This window comes from Comamonas denitrificans (assembly GCF_042654745.1).
Classification (GTDB): Bacteria; Pseudomonadota; Gammaproteobacteria; order Burkholderiales; family Burkholderiaceae_C; genus Comamonas; species Comamonas denitrificans.
The window spans coordinates 1-16221 of record NZ_JBHSEY010000011.1 but is presented as its reverse complement, the minus strand read 5'-3'; the positions used below and the strand labels follow the sequence as shown (position 1 = coordinate 16221).

The 16221-nt window shown below is 59.7% G+C and carries 11 protein-coding genes; 3 read left to right on the top strand and 8 right to left on the bottom strand.

Annotation, left to right across the window (positions count from 1 at the left end; translation table 11 throughout):
• Positions 1–2 precede the first annotated feature (2 nt).
• The 5 genes from ACFO24_RS03195 to gloB form a co-directional block, all read right to left on the bottom strand.
• Positions 3–2996 (bottom strand): restriction endonuclease, encoded by a 2994-nt coding sequence (locus ACFO24_RS03195; RefSeq protein WP_377736786.1) that lies wholly within the window; start codon positions 2994–2996, stop codon positions 3–5.
• A gap of 12 nt (positions 2997–3008) precedes the next feature.
• Positions 3009–4667: a site-specific DNA-methyltransferase gene (locus tag ACFO24_RS03190; RefSeq protein ID WP_377736785.1), complete on the bottom strand. Its 1659-nt coding sequence runs from the start codon at positions 4665–4667 to the stop codon at positions 3009–3011.
• A 308-nt stretch (positions 4668–4975) separates the two neighbouring features.
• Positions 4976–8515, bottom strand: a complete 3540-nt coding sequence (gene mfd, locus ACFO24_RS03185; protein WP_377736784.1) for a transcription-repair coupling factor — start codon at positions 8513–8515, stop codon at positions 4976–4978.
• Positions 8516–8686: 171 nt separating this feature from the next.
• Positions 8687–10177: a transglycosylase SLT domain-containing protein gene (locus ACFO24_RS03180; RefSeq protein ID WP_377736783.1), complete on the bottom strand. Its 1491-nt coding sequence runs from the start codon at positions 10175–10177 to the stop codon at positions 8687–8689.
• Between the two features lie 23 nt (positions 10178–10200).
• Positions 10201–10974: a hydroxyacylglutathione hydrolase gene (gene gloB, locus ACFO24_RS03175; protein WP_377736782.1), complete on the bottom strand. Its 774-nt coding sequence runs from the start codon at positions 10972–10974 to the stop codon at positions 10201–10203.
• Positions 10975–11015: 41 nt separating this feature from the next.
• Between gloB and ACFO24_RS03170 the strand changes: the two genes are divergently transcribed.
• The gene (locus tag ACFO24_RS03170; protein WP_377736781.1) at positions 11016–11765 is read left to right on the top strand and encodes a methyltransferase domain-containing protein; all 750 of its coding nucleotides are present in this window, start codon (positions 11016–11018) and stop codon (positions 11763–11765) included.
• Complete coding sequence (rnhA, locus tag ACFO24_RS03165; RefSeq protein ID WP_377736780.1) at positions 11758–12201, top strand: ribonuclease HI; 444 nt, start codon at positions 11758–11760, stop codon at positions 12199–12201. The genes ACFO24_RS03170 and rnhA overlap by 8 nt, the downstream gene beginning before the upstream one ends.
• A 62-nt stretch (positions 12202–12263) precedes the next feature.
• On the opposite strand, the gene moeA is transcribed toward rnhA, so the two are convergent.
• Genes moeA through moaA form a run of 3 tightly spaced genes read right to left on the bottom strand, consistent with a single transcriptional unit; the run spans position 12264 to position 15371 of the window.
• Complete coding sequence (moeA, locus tag ACFO24_RS03160) at positions 12264–13577, bottom strand: molybdopterin molybdotransferase MoeA (RefSeq protein WP_377736779.1); 1314 nt, start codon at positions 13575–13577, stop codon at positions 12264–12266.
• A 5-nt stretch (positions 13578–13582) separates the two neighbouring features.
• Positions 13583–14221 carry a molybdenum cofactor guanylyltransferase MobA gene (gene mobA, locus ACFO24_RS03155; RefSeq protein WP_377736778.1) on the bottom strand — a complete coding sequence of 213 codons (639 nt, stop codon included), beginning with the start codon at positions 14219–14221 and terminating at the stop codon, positions 13583–13585.
• Between the two features lie 16 nt (positions 14222–14237).
• Positions 14238–15371: a GTP 3',8-cyclase MoaA gene (gene moaA, locus ACFO24_RS03150; RefSeq protein WP_377736777.1), complete on the bottom strand. Its 1134-nt coding sequence runs from the start codon at positions 15369–15371 to the stop codon at positions 14238–14240.
• Positions 15372–15666: 295 nt separating this feature from the next.
• Here moaA and ACFO24_RS03145 point away from each other — a divergent pair, with 295 nt between their 5' ends.
• Positions 15667–16218 carry an Arm DNA-binding domain-containing protein gene (locus ACFO24_RS03145; protein WP_377736776.1) on the top strand — a complete coding sequence of 184 codons (552 nt, stop codon included), beginning with the start codon at positions 15667–15669 and terminating at the stop codon, positions 16216–16218.
• The last annotated feature ends 3 nt before the right edge of the window (positions 16219–16221 follow it).

The following is a 16221-nucleotide window of genomic DNA, read 5'->3' as shown; positions in this document are numbered from 1 at the left end:
GCTTACCGGCTGGAGGCGGGGGGCAAAGCCAGGGCGGGATCAATCTGACCAATGAGTTGTGCCAGCGTCTCTTGGTTAATCTTAGTTTTGAACTGCACTGGAACGCCTTTTTTTTGCAGCGCTTGAAAAAAGCTTTCGGCGCTTTTGATCTTCCAGCGCTCAGTGGCCGGAATATCGCTGTGGTTGTCATAACCCTTGGTTTCCACCACCAAGTACAGCGCCTGCGCTTGGTTATCGTGGTGCAGCACATAGCCAAAATCAGGGTTGTATTTGCCCACTGGCGTGGGAATGTTGATGCGTGGCAGCTTGGCAAATACCGTGATGTGCGCCAGGTTGGCCTCATCCACCGTTGTGCGCTCAATGGTGCTGTCCACCGGCATCCACGGCTCTTCGTACAGCGAGCGCTCTTGCACAGCAGGATTGGCAATGGCATGGGTTTCTGCACCGCACAGGGCCTGGGCGACCTCTGCCAGCAGCTGCCCATTTTTATCGGTCAGTGCCGTCTGGGGGCGAATTTCGCGCAGCTCATAGCGCACGGTATTGACGATCAGCGCGTGCAGGCAGCGCACGATGATGTCGCGCAGCGTGGCCAGGGCGCGGTTCTCATTGCGCCGGATTTGGGCGAATTTTTCCGCCGGCATCCGCCGCACGATCTCGGCAATGGTGTGAAAGGACAGCCGCGTTTGGTTGGCCAACTCCCGCACAAAGCCCACCAGGGTAAACACAGGTTGTGACAGCTGCTGGTAGTTGGCTTGCACGCTGCGGGCCTGGGGCACTTGCTGCACATCGGTGGTACGGGTAATGCTGATAGCTAGTGATTTAACATCAAAATCCGTAGCTATAGTCGCAAGCACCGATTCAATAAAAATCGAATTTTTCACCTCATACCGCAACACCGCATCGCGGTTCAGGTTCTCCCATAATTGTTTGAACTTCTGAAACTGCTCAGGGCGCACATGCAGCAGTGCAGGCTGGCGATCGGGCTTGCGCTTGACTTGGCCTGCGCCCTCGTAATACCAATCCAGGTAGCGCAGCATGGCCTGGGCGCTGTCTGGGGGTAGGTTGGCAATGCCTGCCAGCGCTTGCTCTACCGCCTGGCGGTGGGCTTGGTAATGGGGGCGTTGCCAAAGCAAGGTGGCCTGGCCGCTGTCATCGTCCAGCGCAATCAGGCCAATATCGGCCAGCTTGTCCAGCACCTTATTGGCTTGGCGCGTGCTGCTGGCGATGCCAAAGGCGGCCAGCACCTGGTCGTCAAACTGGGCCGATACGCGTTGCACACTTTGGGCGCTGATCTCGTTTTGAATGGCGCGGACAAAATCGCCCTCGCTGGCGGGCACCACCACCGTCAAATCGTTGATAGCGTCAAACGCCGCATCCTGCACCGTCACCCGCTCCAATTGCTGGTTCACCGCCAGGCGCAGCCCCCGGCCAATTTGCTGCAGCTTGGTGATTTTTGAATCGCTGGGGGCCAGCTTGCACAGGGTGAACACGTTGGGGTTGTCCCAACCCTCTTGCAGCGCCCACATCGAGAAGATAAAGCGCAGATCGGTATCAAAAGACAGCAGCTTTTCCTTGTCCCGCAGAATCAGGGCAATGGCCTCTTCCTGGCCTTTTTCGCTGTGCGAGCGGGCAAAGTAACCTTGATGCACCCGCGCCACATCGTCCGCCGTGCGCTCCAGATAGGCGCGGTAGCCGCCATCCAGATCAGGGCGGGCCAGCACCTGGGCCAGTTCAGCGCGGTAATGCTGCTCAAACAGCGTGCGCAACACGGCGGGGCGTTGCCCGTCGGGCAGGTATTTATGCACCGCATCAATAAAAAACAGACTGATAGCCTTAATGCCGCGCAGAAAAAGCTGCTCCTCGCGCTCAAAATGGTTGGCAATGGTGCGGCGCACCAAGAGCGATTGCACCTCTTGGGCCAACATGCCGCAGCCGGTGGCCTCGCCCAGCGGCAAGCTAAAGCCGTTGGTAAAAATCAACTCGCTTTTCGTGATTTTCTCGACCACATGACCGTCTAAGTACGATAAACCGGTAATTTCCCCCAGATTATCCTTGGCATACAGTGCGGTGCTAGCCGCTTTGCCGTTACTGCCGGTATAGGTCACGCGGGCACAGCGCTCTTTGGCTGTGCCGCTGACTTCTTGCAAGGTCAGCGTTTGCGCCATATCCACGCCGGTGCCCACCGTATCCACAGTAATGCCTTTCACCAAACGCTGGCGAAAGGCTTGCAGGCTGTCCAGCGTATAAACCAAATTGGTGAAATTATCTTGCTTGAACGTAGCGCCAAAACGCAGCGTTAAAACCGGGTTGAAGCGCGGTAAAAACTCTTGCACCACCTTGCCTTCAAAGCGGTGCGGCTCATCAATAATTAAAACTGGGCGGATTTGGGCCAACGCCTGCATATAACTGCGGGCATGGCCGAATAAGTTGGCCTCCACACCGCGTTTGTTAATCAGCTTGCTATCACCGGCAAATGCTTGGTAGGTGGCCACCATAACACTGATACCCGCATTGGCGGCATGAATAAAGCCGCCGACAGTTTTATCTGAATAGTTGAAAATACTGATTTTTTGGTTATCGTATTCTCGTGCAAAAAAATCGGCCGTGGTTTGCAAGCTGCGAATGGTGCCTTGGCGAATGGCATTGCTGGGCACCAAAACAATAAACTTGGAGAGTTTGAATTTTTGGCGCAGGCGGTGAATGGTTTCAATAAAAGTAAAGGTTTTACCCGTGCCGGTTTCCATCAACACATCCAGCGACAGCGTGGGCGTTGCCGTGCTGGCCACCAGCACATTGCCTGCCGTAATCTGGCTGGCAGAGCGCACGGCCTGGATATTGGCGCGGATTTGCTCACAGGCTTCTGCGGGCTTAAAGATAGGATTGGCGTAGGCATTATCTGGCGCAATAAAGCGCACATCGTGTAGCACCTGCTCGATATTGCTAACGGCCTGGGCCTGATAAGCCAGGCGGGTGTATTGAAATTGGGCGGTAGCCATGGTTTAACCCCCTTAACCCCGCAGGTGCAGGCGGTCTGCGGCCAAGTCCAAGGTGTCCAGCCAACTGTTCACACCGAGTAAAAAGTTATCGTCTTGCACCCAGGGGGCGTAAATGCTGATATGCGACAGTGGCTGGCCTGCGGCCTGGGCGGCTTCCCAAGTCTGGCGCAGCACCAGCACATCTACCGCTTGCAAAATAAAGAGCGTGTTGCCCGCGCTGTATAAGGTCAAAGGCCGTATTTCTTGTATTTTTTCAGACAGCGGTAAACCCTCGGCCAGCAGCAGGTTGAACAGCACGCGCGGCACCTGGTTGGGCTGGGGCGTGGTGATGGTTTGCTGCAAGGCAGCAAAATCTTCTTGCGTGGCTGCGTGCAGGGGTTTTTGCAAAATCAGGCCATCGGGGTCATCGACCAAGTCAAATACCCGAAAGCCGGTATCCACGCTAGGGTGTTGCGCTTTGATTTTTGCACCGGCACGGCGAATGCGTTCGGCGGTGATTTCAAAAATTGTGGCTTCAGATTTGCCCAGGGTTTGGGTGACAAAGGTGTGGGCTTCTTTTTGCTTTTTTGCGTCAATGGGCTGGGGGATTTGCACCAAGATAAAACGACGCTGGCCGCCATCTTCGGCATTGAGTTCCATAACGGCCTGGGCGGTGGTGCCGCTGCCAGCGAAGAAATCTAAAACAATAGAATCTTCATCTGTGGTTAGTTTGCTAATTTCTCGTAATAAACGGATGGGTTTTGGTGTTTCAAATAGTTTTAAACCATCAAAAATTTGCATTAAATCTTTGGTACCTTCGGTAGCCGTTCCCCATTGAGTCCATAAGGTAGAAGGATTAGTTCCCTTTTTTAAAGCTTCTTCCAAGTAGCGTTTGTACTGAGGTTTACTATTGCCAGTTTTTCCAAAAATGATACGGCCTTGCGCAAGGGCTTCTTCAAATTTTTCCTTTGAAAATCGCCAGTGACGACCCTGTGGTGGCAGGTGCATTTTTCCGGTTTCTGGGTTTTTTATAGCGTAGCTTAGGTTTTCCCGAATATTTGGTGCATCCATAGGATCTGCCACCCATGGGCCAAGGGGGTCATTATCAGGATTGGAAAATTTACTGGTATCAGTCGCCAGTGGATTCATCGAAAGAATTGTTCTATCTTTTGAATAAACAAGTTTGTAGTTGTGCGCTAGTGAAACATCGGCATCGTTTTGTCCGGATTTTCGGTGTTCCCAAATAAACTGAGCAACAAAATTCTCCTCCCCAAACACCTCATCACACAACAGCTTCAACTGCGCCTGCTCATTGTCATCAATCGAAATAAAAATTACCCCATCATCGCGCAGCAAATCCTTGGCCAGCAATAAGCGCGGGTACATAAAACTGAGCCAGCCGCTGTGCGTGCGCGCACCGTAGATATTTTTGACGTAATCGATATTGTCCGCGCTGTAACCCAATTGCTCCAGCACTTCGCTTTGCCGCGCAGAGAAATCATCGCGGTAAATAAACGCATCACTTTGCGTGTTGTAGGGGGGGTCGATATAAATCAGTTTGACCTGCCCAAAATAGTTTTGCCGCAGCAGGCGCAGGGCATCCAGGTTGTCGCCCTTGATCAGCAGGTTATCGGTAGCGTCCCAATCCTGGCTGTCGGCCAGCAGCGGTTGCAGGATTTTTTGTGGCGGCACAAAGGCGCTGTGGTACGCCTCGCGCTTGCCCACCCAGCGCAGTTCGTAACCGTCTTCTTCCACGGCCACACGGGGATCAATGGCCAGTTGCAAGGCGTTGGCGTTGATGCGCATGCGCCCCTGCGCGTCGGTATCTATTGCGCCAGGGAAGTGCTGGCGCAGCAGCTCCAGCTTCTCGGCGTTGGGGCTGGGCTGGGGGTGAAAGGTTTGGAGTGTGGCAGGGGTGGTCATAAGTATTATTTAAAAAAGAGCTGTTTGCGTTTTGTTTTCAACAAATTTAGTGCTTTTTTACTAAAAAACTTTGTTATTCAAGCGGCAACAGCTATTGTTTTTAAACTGTTCGGTGTGGCAGGCGCGGGTGCCGGGGTGGGGGTGCCCAGGTTTTTCAAAATATCGCGCACCAGGTGGGCGCGGGCGGCGGGGTCGGGCAGGGCGCGTTCGATGCGCAGTTTGTCGTTGCCGGCCAGTTTGATGTGTTTGTTTTTTTGGATGAGCTGGATGATGTGCAGCGGGTCGATCGGCGGGTTGGGCTTGAAGGTGATGTTGATCACCCCCGGCGCGGCATCGACCTTGAGCACGCCGTAGGGCTCGGCCAGCACGCGCAGGCGGTGGGTGTCGATGAGGGTTTGCGTTTGGTGCGGCAGCTTGCCAAAGCGATCGACGATTTCTTCCAGCAGCGCATCGATTTGGCCGCTGGTTTTGGCCGAGGCCAGTTTTTTGTACAGCGACAGGCGCAGTTGCACATCGCCGCAGTAGTCGCTGGGCAGCAGGGCGGGGGCGTGCAGGTTGATGTCGGTGGCCGCCTGCAGGGGCGAGAGCAGGTCGGGCTCGTGCCCGGCTTTCAAGCTGCGCACGGCTTCGGCCAGCATTTCGTTGTAGAGCTGAAAGCCGATTTCGGTCATGTTGCCGCTTTGGTTGTCGCCCAGCACCTCGCCCGCGCCGCGAATTTCCAGGTCGTGCATGGCCAGGTAGAAGCCGCTGCCCAGCTCTTCCATCTCTTGAATGGCTTCCAGGCGCTGCTGGGCTTGTTTGGTCAGGCTTTGCACGTCCGGCACCATCAGGTAGGCATAGGCTTGGTGGTGGCTGCGGCCCACGCGCCCGCGCAGCTGGTGCAGCTGGGCCAGGCCAAATTTGTCGGCCCGCGCCATGATGATGGTGTTGGCGGTGGGCACGTCGATGCCGGTTTCGATGATGGTGGAGCACAGCAGCAGGTTGAAGCGCTGGGCGACAAAGTCGCGCATCACGCGCTCGAGTTCGCGCTCGGGCATCTGGCCGTGGGCGATGGCAATGCGGGCCTCGGGCAGAATTTCTTGCAGCGCTTGGCGGCGGTTTTCAATGGTGTCCACCTCGTTGTGCAAAAAGTACACCTGCCCGCCGCGCTTGAATTCACGCAGCACGGCTTCGCGGATTACGCCCTGGCTCTCAGAGCGCACAAAGGTTTTGATAGCTAGTCGCCTTTGCGGGGCGGTCGCAATCACCGATAAATCGCGCAATCCTTCCAGGGCCATGCCCATGGTGCGGGGAATGGGCGTGGCGGTGAGGGTGAGCACATCGACCTCGGCGCGCAGCTGCTTCATGGCCTCTTTGTGGCGCACGCCAAAGCGGTGCTCTTCGTCGATGATGAGCAGGCCCAAATCCTTGAACTTGGTGTTGGCGCTGAGCAGCTTGTGCGTGCCCACCACAATGTCGATGCTGCCTTCGGCCAGGCCCTTGAGGGCGGCGTTGATCTCTTTGGTGGTGCGAAAGCGGCTCATCTCGGCAATGCGCACCGGCCATTTGGCAAAGCGATCGACCAGGGTTTGGTAATGCTGCTCGGCCAGCAAGGTGGTGGGGGCCAAAAAGGCCACTTGCTTGCCGCCCATGGCAGCCACAAAAGCGGCGCGCAGGGCCACCTCGGTCTTGCCAAAGCCCACGTCGCCGCACACCAGGCGGTCCATGGGCTGGGGGCTGATCAGGTCGTGAACGACGGCGTTGATGGCCGCTTGCTGGTCGGCGGTTTCTTCAAAGCCAAAATCCTCAGCAAACTGCTCGTAATCGTGCGCGTTCAGGCGAAAAGCGTGGCCTTGGCGGGCGGCGCGGCGGGCGTAGATGTTGAGCAGCTCGGCCGCCGCATCGCGCACCTGCTCGGCGGCTTTGCGTTTGGCTTTTTCCCACTGGCTGCCGCCCAGCTTGTGCAGCGGGGCCGATTCGGGCGTAACCCCGGTGTAGCGGCCAATTTGCTGCAGCTGGCTGACCGGCACGTACAGCGCGGCCTTGTCGGCGTATTCCAGGTGCAAAAATTCTTGCAGGGCGGGGTTGCCGTCGGGGTCGGTTTGGCCCATGTCCATGTGGATCAGGCCCAGGTAGCGGCCAATGCCGTGCTGGCTGTGGACGACGGGGTCACCAATTTTTAGCTCCGACAGGTCGCGAATCAGCATGTCCACATCGCTGACCTGCTCTTGCTTTTTGCTGCGTCGGCGCACGCCGCTGCTGGTGGCAAACAGCTCGGTTTCGGTCACCAAGTCCAGCCCGGCTTCCAGCCAGGCAAAGCCGCGCACCAGGGGGCCGACAGCCATGCCCAGCGCCGCTTGCCCTTGCTGAAAGGCTTGCAGGCTGGCAAAGGCCGTGGGGGTGATGCCGCTGGCGCGCAAAAAGTCCTGCAGGCTTTCGCTGCGCCCAGCGCTTTCAGCCAAGATGAGGGTGCGCCGCCCGCTGCTGCGCAGGTGGTCTTGCAGGCGCTGCAGGGGCTCTGCGTGGCTGCGCTCGGCCGTCAGCGGGGGCAGGGGGGCGATACCGTCCAGCGCCTGCGGGTGGGCCGGGCTGCCTGCCACGGCGGCGGTGCCATCGGCCCCAGGGCGCAGGGCCAGCTGGGCGTAAGGCTTGGCCAGGGTGTAGAACTGCTCGGCCGTTAAAAACAGCGCTTGCGGCGCCAGGGCGGGGTGGTCGGGGTCGCCTTGCACCATGCGCCAGCGCTCTTGCGTGTCGTGCCAGAAGCGTTGCAGCGGCACTTGCAGGTCGCCGTGCAGTACCAGGGTGGCTTGCGCGCCCAGGTAGTCAAACACGGTGGCGGTGTCGTCAAAAAACAGCGGTAGGTAGTATTCGATGCCGGCGGTGGCCAGGCCCGCGCCCATGTCTTTGTAGATGCGGCTTTTGGTGGGGTCGCCCTCCAGCAGCTCGCGCCAGCGGGTGCGAAACTGGGCGCGGGCGGCCTCGTCCATCGGAAATTCGCGCCCCGGCAGCAGGCGCACGGTTTTTACCTCGTGCTGGCTGCGCTGGGTGTCGGGGTCAAAGGTGCGGATGCTGTCGATCTCGTCGTCAAACAAGTCCACCCGGTAGGGGCTGCTGCTGCCCATGGGGAACAGGTCAATCAGGCTGCCGCGCACGGCGTATTCACCCGGGCTGACCACTTGGCTGACGTGCTGGTAGCCGGCCAAGCTCAGTTGTGCTTTGAGTTTGGCTTCATCGAGTTGCTGGCCCTGGGTGAACGAGAAGGTGTAGGCGGCCAAAAACGACGGCGGTGCCAGCCGGTACAGCGCCGTGCTGGCGGGCAGCAGCACCACATCGACCTCGCCCTGGCGAATGGCCCACAGCGTGGCCAGGCGCTCGCTGATCAAGTCTTGGTGGGGCGAGAACTGGTCGTAGGGCAGCGTCTCCCAGTCCGGAAACAAAGCGCAGCGCAAGCCGGGCAGAAAGAAGGCGATCTCGTCCTGCAGGCGGCGGGCATCGCTGGCATCGGCACAAATAATGGCTGTGACCCGCCCGGCCGCTTTCTCTTGCCGCGCCAGCTGGGCCAGTAACAGCGCATCGGCGCTGGCAGCGGGTAAAGGGTGGGTAAAGCGTTGTCCGAGGGTGAGTTTGGGCAAGTGCATGGCAGGCAGATCAAGGCGGAAAAGCAACAACAACAGCCGCAGGCAGCGGCTGGGGCAATTTTAGGGCGGTGCCACAACCCGCGCAGCGCAACCGCCGGTGGCGCCAGCCAGGGCCAGCGCGCTCGGTTTTTTCAGCGGTGTTTAGCGGTATTCAGCGGTATTCAGCCGTGTTCAGCGCTTGCGCTTGGCAGGCGTTCCGCCGCGCTTTTGCGGTGCAGCCTGGGCAACGCGCTTGGCGGGGGCGGCTTTTTTGTTGTTGGCCGTTGTGCGTTTGCCGCTGGCTTGGCTGCGGATGGCTTGTTGCACCTCGGTGTAAATGCTCAGTGTTTGGCCGATGCGCAGGCCCGCGTTGGCCGGCAGTTTGTTCCAGCTGGTCAATTGGTGGGCGCTGACGTTGTGGTGTTTGGCCAGGCTGGCCAGGGTGTCGCCACGCTGCACGCGGATGGCTTTGCGTTTGGTGACCAGGCTGTATTCGGGCGTGAACTCTAAGCGGGCGTTGTTGGCCAGCTGCTGGGGGACATCCTGCGTGTGCGGCTCCAGCCGGGGCACGATCAGGGCCGAGCCAGCTTTGATCATCATGCGCGGCGGGATGTCATTGACCTCGCGCAGCTGCGCTTCGCTGGCCCCGGTTTGCGCCATGACATCGGCCAGGCGCATGGTTGTGGGGGCTTTCCACACCGTCCAGCTGGCCAATTTGGGGTTTTTGCCGGATTTAAGCTCTTGCAGGTTTTGCTTGAAGACTTTGGCGTTGTCCCAGGGCAGCAGGATTTTTTGCGTGGCCGCGGCAAAGATCACCGGTTTTTTCAGCGAGGGGTTGAGCGCTTTGAAATCGTCCATGGACACATCGGCCAGCTCGGCGGCAACTTGGGCATCCATGTCGTGCTGGATTTCGACCACATCAAAGAAGGGGTGGTTCTCGATGACGGGCAGCTCCGTGCCAAAGGCTTCGGGGTTGGCGATGATGTTTTTCACCGCTTGCAGCTTGGGCACGTAGAACTGGGTTTCTGCCGGCATGGTCAGATCGGTGTAGCTCGTGCCCAGCTGGGCTTTTTCATTGCGCTTAATGGCGCGGCTGACACTGCCTTCGCCCCAGTTGTAGGCGGCCAGGGCCAGGTGCCAGTCGCCAAACATAGCGTGCAGTTTTTCCAGGTAATCCAGCGCCGCGCGGGTGGAGGCCAGCACATCGCGCCGATCGTCGCGCAGCATGTTTTGCTGCAGGTCAAAGTAGGTGCCCGTGGCCGGCATGAATTGCCACATGCCAGCGGCCTTGGCGCTGGAGACGGCCTGCGGGTTAAACGCGCTTTCGATGTAGGGCAGCAGCGCCAGCTCGGTGGGCATGTTGCGCTTTTCCAGCTCTTCGACAATGTGGAACAGGTATTTTTTCGAGCGCTCGGTCATGCGCAGGATGTAGTCTGGGCGGCTGCTGTACCACTGCTCGCGATCGGTGACTTTGTCGCTTTCCAGGTTGGGCATGGCAAAGCCGCTGCGGATGCGCTCCCACAGGTCTTGGGGCGGCTCCAGCGAGGCGACCTTGCCCGAGGCGAGGCTCGATTGCGATAAGGGTTTCAGTGGCCCGCTGGCCTGCGGGCCGGTGGGCGTGGTGGCGGCACAACCGGCCAGCCACAGCGAAAACAGGACAAGAAAAAGGCGCAAGGTGGGCATGCAAGGGGGGCGCATCAGGCAAGTTATGCAAAAACGTTTTTCCAAGCCCGCAGCGTGGCCAAGGTGGCTTCAGGTGTGGGGGCCGTGGTGGGGTCGAAAGTGACAGCACTGCGCTGCACCGTCGGCACGTTGCAGCGCAAAAACGGGTTAATGGCCAACTCCTGCGCCATGGTGGAGGGCAGGGTGGGCAGGCCACGGTCCCGTTGCTGCTGGCACCAGTGCTGGTACTGCTGCAGCACGGCATTATCAGGCTCTACAGCCAAGGCAAAGCGCAAGTTGCTCAGTGTGTATTCGTGCGCACAGAAAACCTGGGTGCTCGCTGGCAAGGCCGCCAATTGCTGCAGCGAGGCGTGCATTTGCGCGGCCGTGCCCTCAAACAAGCGGCCACAGCCGCCAGAAAACAGGGTGTCGCCACAAAATAGCGCACCACCTGCGACCAGGTCGGGGGCGTACCAGGCAATATGCCCTGCGGTGTGGCCGGGCACGGCCAACACCAGCCAGTCGGTGCCCAGCAATGCGATGCGTTGCCCGGCGTGTACGCGCTCGACGGGCTCGGGCAGTTTTTCTTGGGCTGGCCCCAACACGCGGCACTGGGTGGCTTGGCGCAGCGCGGCCACACCGCCGGTATGGTCGCCATGGTGGTGGGTCAATACAATCGCCTGCAGGGTCAATTGCTGGGCTTGCAATGCGGCCAGCACCGGTTGGGCATCGCCCGGATCGACGACCACGGCGTTTTTTCCGTCGTGGGCCAGCCAAAGGTAGTTGTCGTTAAAAGCGGGCAGGGGCTGAATCAACATAAGCAGGATGAAATAAACAAGGTCCAAAAGAGGAGTAAAGATTGCACGATGTCACGCCACAGGCCAGGGCCTGGCAGCAGTATTTGCTCGACTGGCAGCAGCAGCGCTGCGATGAGGCCGTGGCCGATATTTTTGGCTACTACGCAGTGCAAGTGGGGTGGCCCGCTTTGCAGGCTTTGCGCTGCAACCGCATGCCCCGGCGCTGGCTGGCGGCACAAGAGGCGGATTTGACCTGCGAAAACCAATCTTGCCAAGCGCCCGCGCAGGCCCAACTGGTCTGCCACCCCGAAGCCCTGCCCTTTGCCGAGGCCAGCATCGACTTGCTGGTGCTGCCTCACACCTTGGAGCGCTGCCACTCGCCCCACGCTGCCGTGCGCGAAGTGGCGCGGGTGTTGGTGCCTGAGGGGCGGGTGCTGATTTTTGGCCTCAATCGCTGGAGTGTGTGGGGTGCGCAGCATGGGCTGGAGCGCCCAGCGCAGCTCAATGCCGCCCGGGGTTTGAGTTATTGGCGGCTGCGCGATTGGTTGCAATTGCTTGATTTAGAGGTGCTGGCGGTTGATTTTGGCTGCCATGCTCCGGCTTTGGAAACGGCCCTGTGGCAGCAGCGCTGGGCGTGGCTGGATGCGCTGGGGCAACGCGCTTGGCCGGTGCTGGGCGGGGCATACTGCGTGCTGGCGGTGAAAAAAGTCCCCGGCATGCGCCTGCTGGGGCCCGCTTGGCGGCGGCAAACGCTGGCAGGTGCCGCTGCCGCCGCTGCTGCGCAAAAGAATGTAGGAAAACAAATTGAATGAAGTTGTGATTTATACCGACGGGGCTTGCAAAGGCAATCCCGGCCCCGGTGGTTGGGGGGTTTTGCTGCAAGCGGGGCCCCATGTCAAAGAGTTGTATGGCGGCGAGCGCCAAACCACCAATAACCGCATGGAGCTGACCGCTGTGATCGAGGCGCTGCAGGCACTCAAACGCCCCTGTGATGTGCAGCTTTACCTGGATAGCCAGTACGTGCGCCAGGGCATTACCGAGTGGATTCACGGCTGGAAAGCCAAAGGGTGGCGCACGGCGGCCAAGCAACCGGTAAAAAATGCCGATTTATGGCGGGCTTTGGATGCCTTGGTGCAAAACTCGGGCCACCGCATTACTTGGCATTGGGTCAAAGGCCATGCGGGCGATCCAGGCAATGAGCGGGCCGATGCCTTGGCGAACCTGGGCGTGGAGCAGGTGTTGGCTTAAGAGGGGTAAAAGCGGTAAGCGCGTCTTGGCGACCTCGGTACGGGTGTGCCGCCCTCTACCCTCTACAGCAGGCCATCGAGCAGCCACACCGGCACGCTGTCACCGGCGGCCACGCTGCCTTGGTCGTGCGCCAGCACGATGAGGCAGTTGGCCTGCACCATGGAGTGCAGCAGGCCCGAGCCTTGCGCCCCGGTGGTGCGCACGGCCAACTGCCCATCAGCCCCCGTGCTGACTTGGGCCCGCAGGTATTCGGTGCGCCCAGGCTGTTTGCGAATGCTGTGGCTGCACTGGGCCGGAACCAACAAGGGGGCCGTGGGGGTGGCCCCCATCAAGCGCTGCAGCGCTGGACGCACCAAGGCCAAAAAGCTGACCATGGCCGCCACAGGGTTGCCAGGCAGGCCAAAAAGCCAAGTCGATTCGCTATTTTGAGAGCTGTTAGCGCTTTCTGGTATTGCGAAATCGCTGTTTTTGTTCGTAATTTTTTTATGAATTTTGCCAACAGCAAAAGGCCGCCCTGGGCGCAGGGCCAAGCGCCAAAATGCCACTTCGCCCAGTTCTTGCATCAAAGCTTGGGTGTGGTCGGCAGTGCCCATGCTGACACCGCCGCTGGTGATGATGGCATCGGCCACTTCAGATGCTTGTAAAAAGCTAGCACGTAGCGCTTGTGGGTTATCGGAAATAGCCCCAAGATCAATAATTTCTACGCCCATATTGCGCAACATGCTTGTGATCGTATAGCGATTGCTGTCAAACACCGCCCCTGGGCGGGGGGCATCGCCCAGGGTCAAAATTTCATCGCCCGTCGAAAAATACGCGACACGCAAACGCCGTACCACGGGCAGCGTGGCCAGCCCCAAGCTGGCGGCCAAGCCCAAGGCGGCGGCGTGCAAGGGCTGGCCTTGGGGCAGGGCGATGTGCCCTTGGGCCAAGTCTTCACCGCGCAGGCGAACATTGGCCCCAGGCGGCAGGCCGTTGGCAGGCAGGGTGACGGTGGTGCCGGTCACGGTCACCTGCTCTTGCGCTACCACGGTATCGGCCCCGGCGGGGATCACCGCCCCGGTCATGATGCGCACGGCTTGCCCCGCCTGCAGCGTACCGTCCCAAGCTTGGCCCGCCAAGGCGGTGCCGACGATGGTTAGCGCCAGCGTTTGCCCGGCTGGCACAGTGCCCAGGGCGCAGCCCGCAAACGCATAGCCATCCATCGCGCTGTTGTTGTGCGGTGGCACATCGACGGGGCTGATGAGGTCTTGCGCCAGAATGCGTCCCCCGGCTTGGGGCAGGGGCAGGTGCTCGGTCGTGCCAGCACACACGGTCAGTGGCGTGATCATTTGTGCCAGCAGGGCCTGGGCCTGGGGGACGGGAAGGTCGGGGTGCATGCGGTTTATTCCAAGGTTTGCAGCTCGGCCAAGGTGTTGATATTGACAAAGCTGCGCAAAGGGTGGTCGGTGGCTTGGTCAAAAGGGCACAGGATGCGGCCTTGCTCCTGGGCCCACTGGCCAATTTTGTGGCCCCCTTGCTGCAAAAAATCGGCCAGGCTGGGGGCCAGGCTGCGATGCAGCAAGGCAAAGGTGGGCTGGGGGCGCAGCTGGCCGGTGGCATCCGGGGCCGCAGCCAGTACCAATCTGGCGTGATGGGTGTGCGCACAGGCGGCCAGCCGCTGGGCCAAATCGAGGGGGAAGAAAGGGCTGTCGCACGGTACCGTCAGCAGCCATGGCGTGCGGCAGTGGGTCAGCCCGGTCAAAAATCCGGCCAAAGGCCCCGGGTACGGGGGCAGGTGATCGGGCAACTGGTCGGGCAGCACCGGCACCCCCCAGCCGGTGTAGTGGTCAAGATGGCGATTGGCGCTGACCAAGCAGCGGCTCACTTGTGGCTGCAGCCGCTGCAGTGCGTGGTAGGCCAAAGGCTGCCCCGCAAAAAGTTGCAGGCCTTTGTCGCGCCCCCCCATGCGTGAGCCCTGGCCGCCGGCCAAAACCAGGCCGGTGGTGTGGTCACGGGTGGGCGTTGTCCATGGGGTTTGCATTGCGCTAGGCATGCCATTAGCCGCCGATGTAGCTCATTTCAATGCGTTTGCGCTGTACCGTGGTGATGGGCTGGCTGGGTGCATTGCCTTGGTTTTCGGGGGCCAGGCCTTGGGTGCGCAGTTCGGAATAACGGTCGGTGCGCTGGCCCCAAATCTGGGCAATGCGGGCGCTGATGTCGGCATCGCTGCTGCCATTGCGCAGCAGGCTGCGCAAATCCCAGCCCTGGTGGGCAAACAAGCACAGGTAAAGCTGCCCCTCGGTCGAGAGGCGGGCACGGTTGCAACTGCCACAAAAAGCCTGCGTCACGCTGCTGATGACCCCCACCTCGCCCAGGGACGGGTCGTACTGCCCCTGGGCATTGGCGTAGCCCCAGCGCTGGGCGGTCTCGCCTGGGGCCGAGGGTTCTAGCGGTACCAGTGGGAATTGCGCTTGCAGCCGGGTGATGATTTCGGCAGAGGGCACCACCTCGTCCATGCACCAGCCATTGGTGGCTCCCACGTCCATGTATTCAATAAAGCGCAGCGTCACCCCGGTGCCGCGAAAGTGCGCTGCCATGGGCAGAATGTCGTGCGCATTGGTGCTGCGCTTGACGACCATATTCACCTTGATGCGCTCAAACCCGGCCGCTTGCGCAGCGGCAATGCCATCGAGCACTTTGGTCACCGGGAAATCCACATCATTCATGCGCCGAAAGGTGGCATCGTCCAGGCTGTCCAGGCTGATGGAAAGGCGGCTTAAACCCGCATTTTTCAAGCTGCGGGCCTGGCGCTGCAGCAGCGAGCCATTGGTGGTGAGTGTGACCTCTAAGGGTTGGCCTTCCAAAGTGGTCAGCACGGCCAATTGGCCAATCAGCTGCCCCAAATCCTTGCGCAGCAAAGGCTCGCCCCCGGTCAGGCGAATTTTGCCCACGCCATGGGCAATAAAAAGCCGGGCCAATCGGGTGATCTCTTCAAAGTCCAGCAAAGCACTGCGGGGCAAATAAACGTGGTCTTTGCCAAACACCTCTTTGGGCATGCAATAAGTACAGCGAAAATTGCAGCGATCGGTCACGCTAATGCGTAAATCGCGCAGCGCACGGCCCCGGGTATCGCGCAGCAAGGTGGGCTGGACAGCGGGCGGCAGGGGGGAGGAGGGCAGGCAGGCAGACATGGCTGCCGATTGTGCCTGAGTGCTTTTTTAGTCGGAGCAAAGCCCGTAATTTTCCCAAGCTTTGCTGTGCCGACTTTTGCATGGCTGGCCCGCCTGGCTGGGCTCGAACCAGCTACCTATTGCTTAGAAGGCAAATACCGCACTACTTTGACGGATTTTGGCGGACGGTTATGGAAACGAAAACATTTTAAAAATCAAGTGGTTGCGGTAATCATTGGTTTGTTGCAGTCCAAAACAGTCCGCCAAGTGCCAAAATTCTGTTTACCCCTTTGTTTACCCCTTGAGAGGTTTCAGAATGACCCGCTACCCAAAATCAGGCAAAGGCAAGCAATGGACAACACGCGAACTTGCTGCCGTGCCTGCGGCCTGGAAAGGTGACACCCTGAGCGATGGCGGCGGCCTGTCGGGGGAGGTGCGAGTAGCTGCAGACGGGCGCGTGTCCGTGCGTTTTAAATTTGCCTTTCGCTGGGATGGCCGCCTTTGCTGGTACCAGTGCGGAACATGGCCAGGCGTGGACTTGGCAGAAATCCGGCGCAACCGCGATGCCGCCCGCCTGCAAGTGGCCCAAGGTATCAACCCGGCCCAGGCCAAGGAAGCCGCCCGCATTGAAAAACAAAGGGCCATTGCTGAAACCTTGGCCGCTAATGAGCAAGAGCGGCAAGAGCGGCTGACCGTTGCCGATTTGTTCACGGCCTGGCTGGCCGATGGGGTCAATCGCAAAGATGGAAACGAGGGGTTGCGCCGGTACTACGGCAAAGACATTGCCCCTCGCCTTGGTGCCCTAGCCCGGATATTTCACGCATGTAGCCAACGGCGTGCGCAGCGGGGCATCGCGGCGCGGATTTGAGCG

Coding starts and splice junctions, on each gene's coding strand:
- ACFO24_RS03195 (WP_377736786.1), bottom strand. CDS start 2,996: ATGGCTACCGCCCAATTTCAATACACCCGCCTGGCTTATCAGGCCCAG.
- mfd (WP_377736784.1), bottom strand. CDS start 8,515: ATGCACTTGCCCAAACTCACCCTCGGACAACGCTTTACCCACCCTTTA.
- ACFO24_RS03180 (WP_377736783.1), bottom strand. CDS start 10,177: ATGCCCACCTTGCGCCTTTTTCTTGTCCTGTTTTCGCTGTGGCTGGCC.
- gloB (WP_377736782.1), bottom strand. CDS start 10,974: ATGTTGATTCAGCCCCTGCCCGCTTTTAACGACAACTACCTTTGGCTG.
- moeA (WP_377736779.1), bottom strand. CDS start 13,577: ATGCACCCCGACCTTCCCGTCCCCCAGGCCCAGGCCCTGCTGGCACAA.
- mobA (WP_377736778.1), bottom strand. CDS start 14,221: ATGCAAACCCCATGGACAACGCCCACCCGTGACCACACCACCGGCCTG.
- moaA (WP_377736777.1), bottom strand. CDS start 15,371: ATGTCTGCCTGCCTGCCCTCCTCCCCCCTGCCGCCCGCTGTCCAGCCC.
- ACFO24_RS03145 (WP_377736776.1), top strand. CDS start 15,667: ATGACCCGCTACCCAAAATCAGGCAAAGGCAAGCAATGGACAACACGC.